Source organism: Paenibacillus sp. Marseille-P2973 (assembly GCF_018101095.1).
GTDB lineage: Bacteria > Bacillota > Bacilli > Paenibacillales > Paenibacillaceae > Fontibacillus > Fontibacillus vini.
The window spans coordinates 245,634-264,285 of record NZ_JAGQEH010000004.1; the positions used below are offsets into that span (position 1 = coordinate 245,634).

Consider the following 18,652-nt stretch of genomic DNA (forward strand, 5'->3'; position numbering starts at 1 on the left):
TACATGGGGAGTGAAGTGTAATGAATTTGGATCTGCTGAGCGGAGAAGTGGAGGAATACCGGGAGGCCAGACAATTTTGGCTGGACACGCTGGCCGGGAAAGAAGAAGTGGAAGTGCTTGTGCCTGATCGGCCATCGGAACTGCGAAAGCAGGGAGTGTTTAGCGAGCGGCGACTGAGTCTTCCGATCACATTATCGCTAATTGAGGGTCTTTTAAACTGGTCCAGCCGAAAAGATTCACTTATCTATGTCATTTTATTGTCAGGGACGATGACTGCACTGGCTAAAATAAGATCCAGCCGATCCGTCATCGTTGGCTGTCCGGCGATCGCAGGCCCAAATGAGGAGTCTGCGGTTAATTCCTTTCTGCCCACTTCACTCCAGTTGGATGGCAGTCAAACGATGAAGCAATTGTGGAAGGATTTGAACCGGACAGTAACGGCGGCATACGGCTATCAGTATTTTCCCGTGAATCAGTTGTTTCAAGGTGAGCAAGAACAGAAATGGGATTTCTCTCAATTATGCAATGTGGCCTGTGAGCTTGTGCCGATGCATGATCCGTCGAAATTGCAAAATTGCAGGATGTCTGCCAGCAACGGAGTCACCTTCTCTTTCAAGAGAATAGATGAAGATATTACGGGCGAGTTGATCTATAATGGCGAGCTGTATAGTGAAGGAATGATGCAGGCGCTGGCGGACAGTGTTCTTCATATTCTTGAACAAATGGTCGGAAATCCGGAGATGCAAGTACAAGCACTTTCGCTTGTGAATGAGAAGGTACGGACGCAGCTTTTGACGGAGTTTCATTCAAATAAAGGCGAGTTTTCCAGTGATAAGACAATTTCGCAGTTGTTTGAAGAACAAGCTCTACTTAAGCCGGAACGCACGGCTCTGGTATGCGGTGCAAGAAGTTTGAGCTATAGGGGGTTGAATGAAAGAGCGGAAGTGTATGCCGAGCAATTGAAGAAGAACGGTATCCAAAGGGGACATATCGTAGGTGTTGTTTGCGACCGGACCATGGATATGGTTATCTCCATGATTGCTGTGCTCAAGGCGGGAGCGGCTTACTTGCCGATTGACCCCGATTATCCGCAGAAGCGCATTCAATATATGCTGGAGGACAGTGGTGCGGTCTGCTTGATTACCCCCGTTAAATATGTCAGCCAATGCCCGTTCAGCGGTTCCACTTTGCTCATCCAGGGAGATCAATTGCTGCCAGTGCAAGCCAGTGCAAATTCTGAGAATCAAGTTGAGAAAGGGGCTTCCGCAGGGGGAGAGGAGATAGCCTATGTGATCTATACCTCCGGTTCGACCGGAAGTCCAAAAGGGGTCAAAGTTGGACATCGAGGCATGGCGAACTTGCACAGCTACTTCAGGAATGAACTGGGTATAAGGGAAACCGATAAAATCGTTCAGTTTGCGAGCGCCTCCTTCGATGCTTCGATCTGGGAGATATTCATGGCGTTATTTACAGGGGCGGAGCTGCATCTGCTAAATAAAGAGACGATTGAAAGCTACGACGATTTCACGGACTATGTCCAGCAATCAGCAATTACCGTCGCTACGCTGCCGCCGGCCTATGCCGCTCATTTGGAGCCTTCGCAGATGCCGACGCTGCGTATCCTTGTCACCGCGGGATCGGCTTCCAATCCGGAACTCGCAGCGCGCTGGGAGAAGCATCTCAACTATATAAACGCATACGGACCCACGGAATCGACGATTTGTGCGACCTACTGGCAAACGGGGGAGAAGTTAAACCGGGAGGATGACAGCACCTTAACGCTTGCAGCGAATGTGGCGAAAGTACCGATCGGTAAGCCCATTTTGAACACGGAGATCTATATTATCAACCATGAACAACATCTCGTGCCGATCGGCTTCATGGGCGAGCTGTGCATCGGCGGGGTATCTCTGGCCCTGGGGTATTTGGGGCGCGAGGAAATGTCGGCGGAACGATTCGTCGAGAATCCGTTCGTTCCCGGTGAACTCATGTACAAAACAGGGGATTATGGGAAATGGCTCCCGGACGGCAACATTGAGTTTTTAGGCAGGATGGATGATCAGGTGAAAATCCGGGGATTCCGGATTGAGACGGGTGAAATCGAAGTCCAGTTGATGCAGCATCCGGAGATCAGCGAGGTTTTCGTAACGGTGCAAAAAGATCAACGCGATAAAAGCGATGAACAAGTCTTGTGTGTGTACTTTGCAGCTTCGAATACGTTAGGCGCAGAGCAGTTGCAGGAATGGCTCGGAAGCCGTTTACCGGCTTATATGCTTCCCCAGCATTACGTCCAGATGAGTGAGCTTCCTTTGACAGCCAATGGGAAGATCGATACGAAATCGTTACCCGATCCTTCATTATCCAGTTATGCCGGAATTGACGTGGCGGACAATCCGAACGCAACGGTGACGGAACGCCGGCTTGCAGCGTTGTGGAAAAGCACGCTCGGTATAGATCATGTGAACCTGAACGATCATTATTTTATCCGTGGGGGACATTCGCTGAAAGCGGCTATGCTAGTCACGGAAATCCACAAGCATTTTCATATCCAGCTATCGCTGCGAAAAATTATGGAAGTTCCGGTATTTCAAGACATGGCGGTTGAGATTGATCGGAGTCTAGTGAGCGGAGCATTGCCGACGATCAGGCCTGCTGAGCATAGAGATTTCTATCCTCTGTCGCTGGCACAGAAACGGCTCTTTATTTTAAACCAATACGACCCGATGCAATTAACCTACAACATTCCTGTATTTTTACAAATCAATGGCCCTGTACAAGTGGACAGGCTCCAATCAGCAATGAACCGACTGGTTCGCAGGCATGAGACACTCCGGACCGCCTTTATGCTGCATGAAGGAAAACCGGTTCAGTATATCCATGAGGAAGAGGAACTGTCACTGCAATTGGGCTGCAGAACGATTCAGGAATCGAATTTAATAACGGAGGTCCGGACTTTCATCCAGCCGTTCGATTTGGCGCAGGCGCCGCTATTAAGATCACAGCTGCTCCGTATCGGCGAAACTCATCATGTTTTGTGCCTGGACATGCATCACATGATTTCTGATGGAGTCTCTATGTCCGTCCTCATCGACGATTTATTGGCTTTCTACCAGGATGAGACAGTGGAACCCCTGCGTCTACAGTATAAGGATTATGCCTGCTGGCAAAATGAGATGCTGGAAACGGGACAGCTTGCTGAGCAAGAAGCATTCTGGTTGAACGAGTTTGCTGTACCTGCTCCGTTGCTGCAAATTCCAACCGATTATCCTCGACAGGCTAACACGGAGGGGGAAGACGACGCTGTAAAAGCAGTCCTTCCCCCCGATGTTGTAGAAAGCCTTCATACTCTGGCTTCCAATACAGGATCTACATTGTACATGGTGTTACTGTCGGCTTATACTCTTCTATTGTCCATTTACTCCGGTCAGAAGGATATTGTCGTAGGAACGCCGGTTGCCGGACGAAGCCGTGCGGATCTCCAGCCTCTGATCGGGATGTTCGTAAATATTATTCCTCTGCGCAGTCTGCCGGAAAATCAGAAGACCTTTATTGATTTTTTAGTTGAAGTAAAGGAAACGGCACTTTCGGCGTTTGAAAATCAGGATTATCCTTTCGACGAATTGATTCGCAAGCTGAATGTTTCGAGAGACGCCGGGCGGAATCCGCTGTTTGATGCTTCATTTGCCCTGCAGAACATGGATACAGCTATACCGGAGATCGAGGAGCTTAACATCAAACCGTTGGATTTAGTCTTTTACAGAGCAAAGTTTGACCTTACGTTATGGGGTGAGGAAGCCGGAGAAGAAATCCTGTTGGCGCTCGAATACCGAACTAGTCTTTTCAAAAGAAGAACTGCAGAGAAAATGCTGCATGATTTCATCCGGATCTTTGATCTGATCATCGAACAACCGCATAGGCCGTTGGGACAATTTGATTTGCGCACGACTGAGGTGATAGAGGAGCAGAGGCGAAGATATACAGAACTGGAGGCGCTGCTGGAAATGGACTTCGATCTGTAGAGACTGTAACGAACATTCCAATCAAAGGAAGGGGTTTAATCTACTTATGAGGATGATAGAGGAGCAGATGGAAATTGGGAGACGTTATTGGTTGAGTCATTTAACCGGTGAAATTCCCCGTTCGGCTTTACCTGTTCAGTATCCCAAAACAACGGCCTTTGAACAGGCTTCTTACCCCATTGAACTATCGACTCCTCTAGCCGCTCAGTTGTCGGAGGTCAGTAAAAATAAGAAAATTGCCATTTTCTTGACTTTATTCTCTGCTTTTCAGGCGTGGATCGGAAAGGTGAATGGGGGGCTGTCGGAGATCGCGCTTACGATCCCAGTGCTTCCGCTTTCTTCAGACGAATCATCAGGGTCTCATCTCATTATTCGAAATCAGATCATGTCCGAAGCCAATTTCAAAGAAACGCTGGAACGGGTCAAACAAAGCGTTGCCGAAGGGTATAAACATCAATATGTCGACCTTCAAGAGATCGCCGGGCAATTGGGACTGCAAAAGGAAGAGGCGTTATCGACCCCGCTGGCTTTTGCGATGTCAGGGTTGCATCGTGAAGCAGACATTCAGTCGTTGTGTAATGGAAAATATGAAGCTGTAATTGTAGTGGATCAGCAGTCCGATGGTATCACTATAAATTTTCATTACAATGGGCGATTGTTTGCATCTGAGGCTATAGAAATTTATGCCCGAAGTTTTATATTTGCTTTGGAACAGTATTTGGAATTTCCGGAAAATCGGATTTCCCATGCGTTACTCATTGAGCAAGGGGAAGGAAAAGCTCTCATTGAAGCCTTCAATGATACGGATGTTGCTTATGTCAGCGAAATGACGATCCCGCAAATGATTGAAAGTCAGGTACTGCTTACTCCTGATGGGGTCGCCGTATGTTCGGAGGGCGGTTTGGAGGTTACGTACCGGGAGCTCAATGAAAGAGCGAACCAGCTTGCCGCATTGCTTGTGGAACAAGGAATTCAAGCAGGCTCTTACGTTGCCGTCCTGCTGGACCGCTCTGTTGAGATGATCGTTGGCGTCTTGGGGATTTTGAAAGCAGGCGCGGCCTACGTACCGATCGAGCCGGGATTTCCAAAATCCAGAATCGAGACGATACTGGGAAGTTTACCGATCAAGACCATCGTCACGAAACAGGACGTCATGCGCCCTTTTCAGGAATTGATATGGACCATTGAATCATTGCAGGACGTCGTATACCTGGATGTGAAGGCGGCGATGCCTCCTGCGGAACAAGAAAACTTGCGAATGATGGGGGCGCTGTGGGATCAAGTCGCAGAGGAATCGAAGGACTACATCACGGCGGGAGGTTTTATTAGCAGCTACAGCGGGCTTCCTTTCACTGAAGCCGAGGTGGACGAATATCGCGACCGGGTTGTCGGGCAGGCTCGTCCTTTTGTTACCCCCCAGTCCAGCGTACTTGAGATAGGCTGCGGGGCCGGACTGATCGCCTTTAGCATCGCACCCATGGTTCAACGCTTTGTCGGCCTTGATCCATCCAGGCGGATGATGGAGATGAACTCCGCCAAGTCGGCGGAGCTTGGATTAAATCATATGGAGTGGATAGAAGGTTATGCGCTTCAGATTGAAGGAATGGAGTCAGGGAGCTTTGATCTTGTCCTGATGGCGAGTACGGCGCAGTTTTTCCCAGGTTACTTCTACTTTGAACAAGTGGTTCGTGAAGCGATGCGATGTCTTAAGCCTGGAGGAACCCTGATCGTTGCGGACATCATGGACTTGCGGCGGAAAGAGTCTTTCCTTGAAAGTGTACGTCAGTATCGAGTGGAGCATGGGATGTCGTCTAATGATAGAGGGGCAAATAATCACGAGTTATATTTTGATGAAGACTTTTTTACTGACTTGCAGCTCCGTATCCCTGAAATTGACCATACAGAAGTGTTGCACAGGCGGGAAGGCTTTGCGAACGAGTTGGGGTATCGGTTCGATCTCGTCTTTCGGAAGAAGATCGGTTCACCAAAGGAAAAGGAAGGGACAAGCTTTGCAGAAGATGTTTACCCAATGACACGCTGCCGGAAAAGAAGCTGGACCCGGTTCCACCTGGATCGTTATCCAACTTCGAATCCAGCTACGGGATTAACTTCGCAGCATGAGGCCTATGTCATATTCACATCCGGCACAACCGGAACGCCAAAGGGCGTAGTTGTCCGGCATCGCCCGGTAATCAATCTCATCGAGTGGGTGAATCGGACGTTCGGGGTCGGTTCCGGGGATCGGTTGTTGTTCGTAACTTCCCTCTGCTTCGATCTATCGGTCTATGATATTTTTGGCATGTTGGCTTCCGGGGGGTCTATTCGAATTGCCTCGGAGGGAGAACTATCCGATCGGGAACGATTGCTTGAAATTCTCCGTACGGAGCCGATTACGTTCTGGGATTCCGCACCGGCAGCCCTGCAGCAGCTTGCATTATTGATGGAAATCGATGCTGAAGCAGCTGCTGCTTCGAATCCGAACCTGCGTTTAGCATTTTTAAGCGGAGACTGGATACCATTGACATTGCCGGATGTCATGAAGAAGCATTTTCCTAACGTGCAAGTAGTAGCTCTTGGAGGAGCGACGGAGGCGACCGTCTGGTCGAATTATTATCCCGTCACCGAGGTGGAGGAACATTGGGTGAGCATCCCTTACGGAACTCCGATTCAGAATGCGAAATACTATATTTTGGACTCAAAGCTCCAACCTTGTCCGCCGTATATTCCCGGAGATTTGTACATTGGAGGCGAATGCCTGGCATCGGGGTACACGGATCCTCGATTAACGGAGGAACGTTTCCTTCCGGATCCATTCCGGGAGCGCAAGATTGCCGGAGCCCAAATGTATAAAACGGGTGATTTGGCCAGATGGATGCCGAATGGCGTGATGGAATTCCTCGGGCGCAGCGACCATCAAGTCAAGATTCGCGGTTACCGGATTGAGCTTGGAGATATTCAGGCACAGCTTCTCAAGCATCCTTGCGTGCTTGAAGCGCTGGTCACGGATTGGACGGATGCGAGCGGCAGCAAATCGTTATGTGCTTACTATACTTTAAGCGGCGAGCAATTCTCTGGAGAATTAAAAGAGTATTTGTCCGGCCTGCTCCCGGACTATATGATTCCGTCCTATTTCGTTTCATTGCCCGTGATGCCCATAACGGCGAATGGGAAGATTGATCGGGGCGCACTGCCTGGTCCACAGGATCATCTATATACGAACGTTTCCTATGAAGAACCGGTTAATTCGCACGAGAAGATGCTTGCTCAAATTTGGGAAGAGGTACTCGGCGTGGAGCGGATCGGGGTTACGGATGATTTTTATACCTTGGGCGGGGATTCACTAAAGGCGGTACAAGTGGTAGCGAAGGCCAATGAGTATGCATTTGCGATCAGTTTGAGGGACATGCTCAGTTATCGTACGGTTCGTGAAATCGTGGAAGCTGGAGAATGGCGGACAGTGGATGAAGCGGCCGTTGGAATTTCGAACACCGAGGATTCCGATGCCAGAAAATATAATCTTGCTTTTGGCGCGAACATTCAAGAGATTCCTTATTACTATCCTTGCATGATGGGAGCTATGTACACCAAAATACAGTACGAAGCGGGCTATCCTATTCCTAGAGGCTTCCTGCCGGTCTGTATTGGCTTAGGGATATCCGTATTCAGCGTTCCTTTAAGCGGGGTAATGGAGGATCGGCTTCAAATCGATGATATCCGTGACATTCCGGGTCTGGACTTGCTTGGAAGACTTGGTATTGATGTTAAGCCGAAACAGTTCAATTCGATTGAGGAAGGTATGGCTTGGTGCGAGGAGAAGATGAGTTTAGGTCAGCTGGTAATCGGAGTTGGTACGACCTATTTTTTGAACTATTCCCATGATTATTTAATGGAAGAGGATCAATTCGCAACCAAAATACTCGAGATAGAGCAAGGGATTTCCAAGAACGATGTAGATGGGATTCACCATTCGCATATGTTTTTGCTTGTAGACCATACACAGAACGGCTATACCGTCTACGACAGTACTTATAATTTCTATGGAACAATTCCTGAAGAAGAGTTAAAGCGTTCCTTCGCCGGCGCCGGAAGTTTGGAATTTTTAAAACGCTATCCAGTCCGGTATGCGAATGCGCAGAGGATTGTCCTTGACGTCAGTTTCGAGAATTTTCAGGAGGTCCCATTCAAGCAGCTGGCAATCGAGATTTTGGAAAAACATATCGACCATTATTGTTCACCTGAACCGTTTGAGCTCGTGACGGAAAAAAGATTAATCTATACAGGTTTATCGTCATTTAAGCCATTTCTTAAACTGATTGAGGATGCTTCTCTGGATGAAGAATTCCACGAGGAATTATATTTGTTCGTGATGTTCTGGGTAAGGAAGTGGAAATATACGTTTATCTTCTTCAGAGACTTCTTACAGGACGCCCAACCTCTTCTGGAACTACAGTCATTTGAAGGATTAATAGAGGTTATGAAAGATTCAATAAATTGCTTGGGTAACCTGTTCGATCAGTTGCAGGACGGTGTAGACCGAAGGAATGAAATACAGCTTGCAGAGTTACAAAGGAATATTGAATTGGTGTGGGCAGAAATGAATGGTTTGGAGACGAAACAACGGAAGGCGTTTGCTGGTGTGCAGGATGAATTGGATCTGATAAGGGAGTGGTCAAAATGAGATCATGGTTAATCGGAGCTTTGTTGGTAGTGATGGGGTTAGTATTGCCGGTCTCTTATGTCCAAGCTGAGGGAAAAGATACGACCAAAGTAGTGATTCACTATGAACCGTTGGAAGGGGATACGACGGAATGGAGTTTGTGGGTATGGGGGGAAGGTGATGAAGGGGCCCGTTATCCATTCACAAGTGTAGATGAGAAGGGTATGAAAACAGCGGAAATCGAGCTTTCCGGTCAATACAGCAAAGTCGGGTTTCTGGTGAGTACCGAGGATTGGATCAAAGACGGCTCGGATCAGTTTATCGATGTCGTGAATGGCGTGGCTGAAGCTCATGTCATGGGCGGTGGCTTGGATAGCGCTGAAGGGATGGGCAATGGCCCCATGCTTTGGCTGATTGTAGGCTTGCTGCTTGCTATTATTTACATTACAGTTATGGAGCAACTGCGGAGACGGCGTGTGGCGGCGGCTTAATATCGGAATATGGAGGGAGACGGGAGATTTATTATCTTCCGTCTCTCTGCATTCAAGAGCAAACCACCCGATGGACGGGTGGTCATGATGGAGTAAGGCTATTTGTCCGGTATGGGCTTAATCTCATTATAGGTTGCTGGATTCGTTATTCGCGCCCTGGCGATTGTAATAAAAGAACCAGCAATCATTGAGCAAAACAATCTGGCGGCGGTCGCGCTTATGGAAGGCGCGCATAATTTGGTTGCTGAGCCATTTGGGCAACAGGGTCTCCTCCTCCGGCATTCTTTGTAGGTAGCATATGGGTGAATGCCGGAAACCGTGCAGGTCCAAGAGGGTTCTGCAAAATGAAAGAATGAATTAGACGATGCCTTCCTCTTCGTACCACTGCTCCAATTGAGCTTGCAGGGCACGAATTTCCGTGAGCAGGGAGACGAGAGGGTAATTCTCTTCCCGGATGGCGGTGAATGCCGCCTCAAGCTCATTAATATACTCCAATCCGCTCGTGATTTGCAGCGATTCCTGGAGCAGATCGAGACGGTCGCATTCCGCGATCGCCCGCGGTAAAACCGGCACTTGCTCTGCCGTAAGCTTATCGATCTCTTTGTTAAGGCGCAAATTCAGCGCGCTCAGCTGATAGGCGTAATCGCCGGGCATTTCCACGAACAATAGTTTCTGATCCTGCTGTAAAATGACGTATCTCATAACGGCCATGTCAAGATATTCTCCTTTTCGTTCTATACCTACTTGACAGTGTAGCGTAAGGAGAAGTTAAAATTCAAGTACATCCTCAGAAAAGGAGAACGATGAAGACATGAACGACAAGCAGCTTCAGCAATGGGTCGAGGAGATCTCGCTGCGAAGTTTCGGGGTGCCGTTCCGCCATCAGGCGAGGTTTAACGGACGACTTAGAACGACGGGCGGAAGGTATTTTATGAAAACCCACCATATCGAAATCAACCCGGCCCAATTGGAAGCTTACGGAACGGATGAGGTGGAAAAAATAATTAAGCACGAGCTATGTCACTACCATTTGCATCTATCCGGAAGAGGGTACCAGCATCGCGATCCCGAATTTAAGGCCCTGTTGAAGAAAGTCGACGGAAGCCGCTTCTGCCAATCCCTGCCGGGCCAGACGAATCGTAAAAGCCTCCCTTACCGGTATAGGCTGGTTTGCTCGGACTGCGGAATGGAATATCTTCGTAAACGCCGGGTGGACCCGGACCGTTACCGTTGCGGCAGATGCCGGGGTGTCTTAAAACTGAATATGTTATAATGAAGTGGAATGTAAATTGTAAGGAGTGAGATCATTATGGCCAAATCGCAAGCCCAAAAAATGCGCCAAAAGCTGGTCCGGGAAGGGAAACGCAATCCGGAGCTGAGCCGCAGCCCATTCGCCTTCGCGGATATGAGAATGAGAAAGACGAAGAGCAAGCAGGAGCAACTGAATAGCAGCAAGTACAAGAACCGGATTTCCTCTTATGGAGATGATGGTTCTTTTTTATTTGTCCCCGGAAGGCTCGGGTCCCTGGTTTCTGGCTAGGGTAAAAAAGACTTCATAGTACTCGCGGGATGCGGATGGGTCGTTGTTCTGATGCTTTTCACAGAATTCAGTGATCAAAGCTGTTAGTTCTGCGGCTTCCTCTTTGGTCAAAAAAACATCGTGAGTCATCAGCGTCCCCTCGGGAGAAGGACCTTGGTTGGCCCGTAAAAAGCGCTTCTTGCTTTCTTCGAATAGATTGAACAGCAGCTTTTGAGTTTCGGATTGAAATACTTGCTGCACGGTTTCGTCGAACTCGCTCTTCTTGATCGCAATCTGACCTTTGAACGGCGCATAATATTTGGCGGTGATCCCGTTCACCAGTTTGGTATCCACGATGGACACAAGTCCGATGCTTTCCAGTTTCTTCACATGATAATGGACCTTGGCCGGGACTTCGCCCAGTGAGTCGGCAATCTCTTTAACAGTTGCCGGACGGCCGAACTTTTGGAATTCATTCATAATTTGAATGCGGTACGGATCGGAATAAATGCGGATTTCTTCCAATGATTTGAGTTCCTTTTTCATGTTCCTGCCCCCGAATTTGATCCAAAGCTGACGATTTGGAGTTGTTGAGTTTAAGTATAACGCATGATCGGGACGGCATACAAAGAGAAACGGTTGTTTATAGCTTCATAAAGCTTCGGTTTCTCATCAGAAGGAAGCCCGGTATGATCAGGAACAGTCCGAAGCACAGATAGAGCGCATGGATTTGAATCTGTTCCCCCATCACTCCCGCCAGCAAGCTTCCAAGCGGTATTGCACAACTAGATATCATACTATACAATGCGCCAACTCTCCCCAACAGTTCTTTCGGGACCGTCTCCATAAAATACGTTGTTGAGGGCGTACTAGCCAAAGGGACTGCTATGCCCATCCCGAAGCTGAACAGTGGGGCCAGGTAAAGCGGGGGAATCGGTAAGTAAGCTGGCAGGTAAAAAAGGGCATAGCTTGCGCCAAGCAGCATATACCCGGCGATAATAAGCCGGCTTTTTTTGTAAGAATCGCCTTTGCGGCTGAGCCATATTCCACTGACAACCATGCCGCTTAGGAGCGTAATTCCAAGCAAGCTCAACCCGACGGGGCCCGATTTCAATATTTCATCGACATAAACAGGATTGAGTACGTTATAGGGGGATAGACAGAAATTTACATAGGCGGCTATAAGCACGATGGTGAGAATTAACTTATTAGCAAAAATGAATTTAAAACCGATCCGGATCTCCTGCAGCAGACTCGTCTTCTCGATGACCTTGGAAACAGGAGTTTCGGCAGTTTCGGCTGGAACTTTAATCATAAAGATGAAGGCTGCCGCTGCAAAAAAGGTCAATCCGTCAATTAAAATGGCGCCGGATATACCGGCAATAGCAATGATCCCCCCAGCTACAGCCAGGCCGGCGAGCTCCGAAACCCGTGAAACCGTTGTGCTGATGGAATTACCGCTAAGCAGCTTTTCTTTAGGAAGAAGACGCGGGACCAGCGCTATTTCAGCCGGTGCGGTGAAGCATTCCAGAGTCGAGATGAGGAAGGTAAGCACGTAAAGATGCCAAGGCTGTAGTAGAGACAATCCATATAAGACAGCGGTCAGAATAACCAGCAGGCCCCGGCCCAGGGATGTAAACAAAACGACATGGCGTTTGGACCAGCGGTCCACGAGAGCGCCCGTAAAAAAGCTGAACATAATGCTGGGTACAAAGTTCAGAGCAAACAGCGACCCCATCATCAATTTGGACCCGGTCAACGTATAAACCATCCAGCTATAGGCAATGGAATCGATGGAATCCCCAAACCGGGAAATGGTTCTTGAAATCAGTAAATACATAAACGACTTATGTTTGGTAAGTCCCGATAATCCATTCGTAATACTTTTTCGTTTAGTTAATGCTTCCGCACGCATCACAGCAGCTCCTTTGATTGAAATTCGTTAAAATAATTTTAACGTTAAATATATTTTAACGTTGAGATCGAATTTTTCAAGCCCTAAAATGAAATTTTTTTTAGAGTTTGTGACGGTTACTCAGAGAGCATTTTAGGGCTGCATTTGTTGACTTTGTTGCAGAAACGTGTTAAATTTAATCATGTTCTGATCTTAATTTTCTCAATGTTCCCTGATAGCTCAGTTGGTAGAGCACTCGACTGTTAATCGAGTTGTCACAGGTTCGAGTCCTGTTCGGGGAGCCATTTTCTTGGAGAGATACCCAAGTGGCTATAAGGGGACCCTCTGCTAAGGGGTTAGACTGCGTAAGCGGTGCGAGGGTTCGAATCCCTCTCTCTCCGTTCTGAAATACAACGACAAAACAGCCTGCTGATGAAATCGGCGGGCTGTTTTTTTGCATAGGGATGAGAACCCTCACAGGAGGGGGCGCCGGAGCATAGACATCGTGAGAAATGGCTTCGCAGTCTCGACCAACGGGAGAGTATCCCTCTCTCTCCGTTCTGAAATACAACGACAAAACAGCCTGCTGATATAAATCGGCGGGCTGTTTTTTTGCATAGGGATGAGAACTCTCATAGGAGGGGGCGCCGGAGCTTAGACATCGTGAGGAATAGCTTCGCAGTCTCGACCAACGGGAGAGTATCCCTCTCTCTCCGTTCTGAAATACAACGACAAAACAGCCTGCTGATGAAATCGGCGGGCTGTTTTTTTGCATAGGGATGAGAACCCTCACAAGAGGGGGCGCCGGAATGGGAGCATTAACTGCTGCTGGATTAATAACATTAGGGACAAAATGGGTCTTATATCGGAGAAACTCGCTATTTTGAGAGCAATAGAGGACTAAAAGGACGCTATTTGGCCACAAAACAGGGCATTGTCCCCCTTTCTCCTGCAATCTAAAGAAATAAGACCCAAAAAGGCGCTATTTCTGCTTGAAACCGTGATTTGGCTTAAATAGAAGCCTGAAAGTCCCCTATTTGAAATACTTAGCGTACAAATAAGTTAAGAAGGCCGGGCAAGGGAAGTGAGAGAATCCCGGTTCGGCGACCTTATCCTAAAATTGAAAGAAAAACTGGCAGGTTTCGTTAATACTGCTCAAACAGTTTATTGCTAGACTAAAGACAGGACAAGACAAGAATCATAGGGCAGGTGGGAAAATGAGACATTATCCAATCATCGCTTCGGTAACGAAGGAAGAGCAATTTGTACAAGTGTTGCAAAGCGATGTGAAGCGCGTCAATCTGATGATCGGGCATATCGGGAATATTGAGGAGTATATCCGCCAGCTTCATGAGGCGGACAAACAGGTCTATGCCCATATCGAGATGATCTCGGGACTTGGGAGAGATGCTCATTCCATCGCATATTTGTGCGATAAATTCAAAGCAGATGGCATCGTTACGACCAAATCCAGCGCCATTACGGCAGCGAAGCAGGCTGGCATCAAGAGCATTCAGCGCATCTTCGCGATCGATACTGCGGCCATGACCACGGCTGTAAGGATGATCAACAGTACGAATCCGGATGAAGTAGAGCTTATGCCCGGCTTAATGCCCCGGGTGACTCGCGAATTAAAAGCCTTGATTAAACAACCCCTGATCGTTGGCGGGCTCATCCGTCATGAACATGAAATGGTCGAGGCTTTGGAAAGCGGCGCGGACTATATCTCCAGCGGAGACCCGTTGATATGGCAGCATGCGGAGGCATCATTAAAGGTAGGGCTGCATTAGTAAAAAGCAATAGTAGCGTTTTACATTACAATAACAATGGCTTGATACCCCCTTGATATTTCGGTTATATACTAATCTTGTACCATAGTTACTGCGATAATCGGGTTGAGACCAGGAGAAAACCCTTGTTCGGTAATGATGATACGGTAAGGCCGCCAGATGGTCTGCTTCCGTATCTCATTTTTCGGGCAAGGGTTATTTTGTTTGAAAGGAGCAGCTTGGGAAACAAATGCAGCAGATCCCTTTGAGTGATTTTTCCAGTTATCTGTTTGACCTCGACGGCACCATTTATGTAGGGAATCGGGTTTTGGAGGGCGCGGCCTCCACGATCGAAGGCTTGCGGGAGCGGATGAAAACGGTCCTGTTCGCCACGAACACAACGGTTTACACAAGAGAAGAAGTGAGGGACAAGCTCGGGCGCTTCGGCATTGCCTGCACCGCGGAGGAAGTGATCACCGCTCTGTCCGTTGCCGGGATGTACTTCCGGAATTATGCTTCAGGCGCAAAAGTACTCCTTCTCGGAGATGAAGCCATGCGCGAGGAGATGACCCGCAGCGGGATTGCCGTCACCGGCGAAGCGAGCCACGCAACTCATGTTCTGGTAGGGCTGGACCGCACCTTGGATTTCGATAAACTGACGGCCGCCGTAAACGCCGTAAGGAACGGGGCATTTCTTATCGCCGCAAATCCGGATCCGTATTGTCCGATGGAGGACGGGGTAATCCCCGATACCTGGGCGCTCGTCAAAGCGATCGAAACGGCAGGTAACCGGTTAGCCCACGACACCGTCGGAAAGCCTTCAGGGCACTACGCTGCTTACGCTTTACAGAAGCTGAAATCGCCCCCCGAGCAATGCCTGATGGTTGGAGACAAGCTGGAGACGGATATCATGCTCGGTAAAAGTATCGGCATGCGGACAGCGCTTGTCCTCTCCGGCGTAGACTCCCGGGAATCCGTTCGCTCGACGGGAATTCACCCGGATTACATTTGCTCTTCTATAAACGACATTTTGGAAGAAACCCGGTTGGAAACCATTTGATGTTTCACCCAGGCAATAACCTTCGTCCTTAGATGAAGGAGCAAATATAAGCTTCATAAAAATAGGAGGGAATAACGTGAAGAAGTTTAGTCTTCTCATCATTGCCGTGATGCTCTTGCTTTCGGCTTGCGGAAATGCCGGAAACAGTAAAGGTGCCAGCGGAAACAGCGTTGCCTCGGCAGCGGAACAAGATTCGAAAGGGAACAACAAATCAACTGGAGGCGGGGAGGAAAAACCGGTCGACCTTAGCTTCTATTTTCCAGTAGCGGTCGGTGGGCCGATTACAGGCTTTATCGATAAGCTGGCTGCCGATTTCCACGAGGAAAATCCATCGATTACCGTAAAGCCCATCTATGCGGGCAGCTACCAGGATACGATGACGAAAGTCGTGACGGCGGTCCAAGGCGGGAATTCGCCGGATTTGGCCGTGCTGCTCTCGACAGAGCTGTACAGCCTGCTGGAAATGAACGCACTCGAAGAATTGACTCCTCGTTTTTCACAGGACTATTTTAACGGATTCTATGAAGCTTTTATGAGCAACACCAAATCCGGCGACCAGGTCTGGAGCGTACCTTTCCAGCGCAGCACGATTGTCATGTACTACAACAAAGATATGTTTAAGGCGGCGAACCTGGATCCGGAGAAAGCGCCGGCCAATTGGAACGAATTAAAGGAATATGCTCAAAAGCTGACCGTCAAAGATGGCGCGGGCACGGTAAGTCAGTGGGGTCTGGAAATTCCGAGCACGGGCTATCAATATTGGATGCTTCAAGCGCTGTCCCTGCAGACCGGCACCAACATCGTATCCAATGACGGCAAAGAAGTTTATTTCAACAAACCGGAAGTAAAAGAAGCCTTGCAATTCTATGCTGATTTGGGCCGCAAAGACAAAGTTATGCCGGAAGGCATCTTGGAGTGGGCCACTGTCCCTTCCGACTTTATCAGCGGCAAAACAGCAATGATGTTCCATACGACGGGGAATTTGTCCAAGGTAAAATCCGATGCGAAATTCGACTTCGGGGTTGCCTACCTGCCTGCGAACAAAAATTACGGTTCGCCGACGGGCGGCGGAAACTTGTATGTGTTCAAAGACATTCCTGAAGAGCGCAAAGCAGCTGCCGTGAAGTTCATCGAATTCCTTACGCAGCCGGAACGCGTAGCGCAGTGGTCCATCGATACCGGATATGTAGGAACGACCAAAGCCGCTTATGAAACGGAGCTTCTGAAGGACTATGTTGCCGGCTTCCCGCAAGCTGCGGTAGCGCGAGATCAGATGGAATACGCTTCAAGCGAGCTGTCGACCTATCAAAACGGACAGGTAACGAAATTGTTCAACGATAATATTCAATCCGCGCTGCTTGGGGAAATGACGCCGGAAGAGGCGCTCGAGAAATCGCAGCAACAGGCGGACGAGATTTTGAAGAAATATCGCAAATAAGAAATCGGGGAACCGATGAACGTAAAACGTAAAGAGAGAAGTGAGACTTTGTGACACGGCACTTGCTGCAAGCATTCCGCAGGTACAGTTGGAAGGACAACATTCTGGCCTATGCCTTGCTATTTCCTTCGCTTATTTTTCTAGTGATTTTTACATTCTACCCCATGATAAAAGTGTTGGATTGGAGCTTTTATGAATCCGTCATGAACGTAAGACACTTTGTCGGTTTGGAGCTCTACGGGCAAGTTCTTCGGGATGAGGTGTTTTTAAAAGTACTTCGCAATAACGTGCTGCTTGCGCTTGTGACCGTGCCGGTAAGCATTCTGCTTGCGTTATACATGGCGGTTTGGGTCAACGGTAAACTGCGGGGAAGAAGCTTGATCCGGGCGGCGTTCTTTTATCCGACACTGATTCCCATGATTGCTATTGCGAACATCTGGCTGTTTATTTATACGCCGGATTACGGGTTGCTCGATAAATTTCTGGGCTTGTTCGGTGTGGACGGTCCAAGCTGGTTGGGCAATCCTTCATGGGTGCTCATTTCCATGATGGGGATGCTGATCTGGAAGGAAGCCGGGTATTTCATGATCTTTTTCCTGGCCGGTCTTCAAGCTCTGCCGAAAGAGGTCTATCAGGCCGCCGAATTGGACGGAGCCGGACCGATCCGGAAATTCAGAACGATTACGCTGCCGCTGGTCATGCCGACCACCTTGTTTGTCCTTATTATTGCGACGACGAATTCCTTCAAGCTGGTCGACCATTTGTACATCATGACCAAGGGCGGCCCGAACAATGCGAGCAATCTGCTGTTATATCATATTTATGAGACGGCATTCAGCTTCTGGGATATGGGCAAGGCGTCTGTATTGACTGTGATTCTGCTCGTCATTCTGCTGGTCATTTCGATCTTCTATTACGGATATTTGGACAAGCGGATCCATTATTAGAGAGGAGTCAAAGCGATGCATCGCCTGTTAAACCAAATCGCCATATCCATACTTGCGCTCATTTTCGCAGTTCCCTTGGTCTGGGCTGCAGTAACTTCGATTACGCCGGCCGGCGAAATGCTGACCCGGTCCAATCCGTTTGCCGTGACGCAGCCGACGTTTGCCAATTACACGGAGGCTTGGCAGACGATACCCTTTCCAGTGTACTACTGGAACACGTTGTTGATCGTCGCAGGCGTACTGATAGTACAGCTGCTGACGGCCACGCTGGCTGCGTATGCATTTGCCAGACTGCAATTTCTGGGCCAAGGCTTGCTATTCATCTTGTTTCTCGTGCAAATTATGATTCCGCCAGATATTTTGATCTTTCCCAATTATACGATTATGAAGGAGCTTCATCTTATCGATACGAAATGGGCGATTATGATTCCGTTCTGGGCTTCTTCCTTCGGTATCTTTCTGCTTCGGCAAACCTTCAAGCAGATTCCTTACGAGCTGGATGAAGCGTCCAGAGTTGACGGATGCAGGTGGTGGCAAAGCTTATGGCATGTTTACCTGCCCTCCGCGAGGCCGACCTATGTCGCTTTTGCGCTGATCTCGATCAGCACCCATTGGAGTAATTTCATGTGGCCGCTTATCGTCACGGATTCGGTTCATAACCGGCCGCTGACCGTCGGGATCGCCATCTTCGCCCAGTCTTTCGAGACCGGGGCGCAATGGGGGACGGTTACTGCAGCTACAATGATGGTCATTGCGCCGTTGCTGATCGCATTCTTCTTTTTTCAGAAACAGTTTGTCGAGAGCTTCATGCACGCCGGTATCAAGTAAACCAAACCGAATAAACCGGGGTAGGAGACG

General features: G+C 48.7%; 14 protein-coding genes and 2 tRNA genes. 12 read left to right on the forward strand and 4 right to left on the reverse strand.

What is annotated here, in order from left to right:
* The first annotated feature begins 20 nt into the window (after window positions 1-20).
* From KB559_RS10560 to KB559_RS10570, 3 genes are all read left to right on the forward strand, one after another.
* Window positions 21-4,019: a non-ribosomal peptide synthetase gene (locus KB559_RS10560; protein WP_211021699.1), complete on the forward strand. Its 3,999-nt coding sequence runs from the start codon at window positions 21-23 to the stop codon at window positions 4,017-4,019.
* A 67-nt stretch (window positions 4,020-4,086) separates the two neighbouring features.
* On the forward strand, window positions 4,087-8,697 hold the full coding sequence (locus tag KB559_RS10565; RefSeq protein WP_282103152.1) for an AMP-binding protein: 4,611 nt from the start codon (window positions 4,087-4,089) through the stop codon (window positions 8,695-8,697).
* Window positions 8,694-9,167, forward strand: coding sequence for a pullulanase-associated domain-containing protein (locus KB559_RS10570; protein WP_211021701.1), 474 nt, complete (start codon window positions 8,694-8,696; stop codon window positions 9,165-9,167). Before KB559_RS10565 ends, KB559_RS10570 begins: the two co-directional genes overlap by 4 nt.
* A 126-nt stretch (window positions 9,168-9,293) precedes the next feature.
* Here KB559_RS10570 and cmpA read toward each other — a convergent pair whose 3' ends face one another.
* Both cmpA and KB559_RS10580 read right to left on the reverse strand, forming a co-directional pair.
* Window positions 9,294-9,428, reverse strand: a complete 135-nt coding sequence (gene cmpA / locus KB559_RS10575; RefSeq protein WP_211021702.1) for a cortex morphogenetic protein CmpA — start codon at window positions 9,426-9,428, stop codon at window positions 9,294-9,296.
* Window positions 9,429-9,524: 96 nt separating this feature from the next.
* The gene (locus tag KB559_RS10580) at window positions 9,525-9,878 is read right to left on the reverse strand and encodes a hydrolase/acyltransferase (protein ID WP_211021703.1); all 354 of its coding nucleotides are present in this window, start codon (window positions 9,876-9,878) and stop codon (window positions 9,525-9,527) included.
* A 100-nt stretch (window positions 9,879-9,978) separates the two neighbouring features.
* Here KB559_RS10580 and KB559_RS10585 point away from each other — a divergent pair, with 100 nt between their 5' ends.
* Together KB559_RS10585 and KB559_RS10590 are read left to right on the forward strand one after the other, a co-directional pair.
* The gene (locus KB559_RS10585; RefSeq protein ID WP_211021704.1) at window positions 9,979-10,440 is read left to right on the forward strand and encodes a SprT family protein; all 462 of its coding nucleotides are present in this window, start codon (window positions 9,979-9,981) and stop codon (window positions 10,438-10,440) included.
* Window positions 10,441-10,476: 36 nt separating this feature from the next.
* Window positions 10,477-10,707 carry a hypothetical protein gene (locus KB559_RS10590; RefSeq protein WP_211021705.1) on the forward strand — a complete coding sequence of 77 codons (231 nt, stop codon included), beginning with the start codon at window positions 10,477-10,479 and terminating at the stop codon, window positions 10,705-10,707.
* On the opposite strand, the gene KB559_RS10595 is transcribed toward KB559_RS10590, so the two are convergent.
* Both KB559_RS10595 and KB559_RS10600 read right to left on the reverse strand, forming a co-directional pair.
* A complete protein-coding gene (locus KB559_RS10595; protein WP_211021706.1) occupies window positions 10,666-11,232 on the reverse strand; it encodes an ArsR/SmtB family transcription factor in 567 nt (188 codons plus the stop codon). The genes KB559_RS10590 and KB559_RS10595 overlap by 42 nt on opposite strands.
* A gap of 97 nt (window positions 11,233-11,329) precedes the next feature.
* Window positions 11,330-12,601: an MFS transporter gene (locus tag KB559_RS10600; protein WP_211021707.1), complete on the reverse strand. Its 1,272-nt coding sequence runs from the start codon at window positions 12,599-12,601 to the stop codon at window positions 11,330-11,332.
* Between the two features lie 208 nt (window positions 12,602-12,809).
* Between KB559_RS10600 and KB559_RS10605 the strand changes: the two genes are divergently transcribed.
* From KB559_RS10605 to KB559_RS10635, 7 genes are all read left to right on the forward strand, one after another.
* Window positions 12,810-12,885 (forward strand) — tRNA-Asn (locus KB559_RS10605).
* Window positions 12,886-12,892: 7 nt separating this feature from the next.
* Window positions 12,893-12,981, forward strand: a tRNA-Ser gene (locus KB559_RS10610).
* Window positions 12,982-13,797: 816 nt separating this feature from the next.
* Window positions 13,798-14,370 (forward strand): glycerol-3-phosphate responsive antiterminator, encoded by a 573-nt coding sequence (locus KB559_RS10615; protein WP_211021708.1) that lies wholly within the window; start codon window positions 13,798-13,800, stop codon window positions 14,368-14,370.
* Window positions 14,371-14,599: 229 nt separating this feature from the next.
* A complete protein-coding gene (locus KB559_RS10620) occupies window positions 14,600-15,409 on the forward strand; it encodes an HAD-IIA family hydrolase (protein WP_211021709.1) in 810 nt (269 codons plus the stop codon).
* Window positions 15,410-15,518: 109 nt separating this feature from the next.
* Window positions 15,519-16,847, forward strand: a complete 1,329-nt coding sequence (locus tag KB559_RS10625) for an ABC transporter substrate-binding protein (protein WP_211022169.1) — start codon at window positions 15,519-15,521, stop codon at window positions 16,845-16,847.
* A 164-nt stretch (window positions 16,848-17,011) separates the two neighbouring features.
* The gene (locus KB559_RS10630) at window positions 17,012-17,794 is read left to right on the forward strand and encodes a carbohydrate ABC transporter permease (RefSeq protein WP_211021710.1); all 783 of its coding nucleotides are present in this window, start codon (window positions 17,012-17,014) and stop codon (window positions 17,792-17,794) included.
* 15 nt (window positions 17,795-17,809) lie between these two features.
* Window positions 17,810-18,622, forward strand: coding sequence for a carbohydrate ABC transporter permease (locus KB559_RS10635; RefSeq protein ID WP_211021711.1), 813 nt, complete (start codon window positions 17,810-17,812; stop codon window positions 18,620-18,622).
* The last annotated feature ends 30 nt before the right edge of the window (window positions 18,623-18,652 follow it).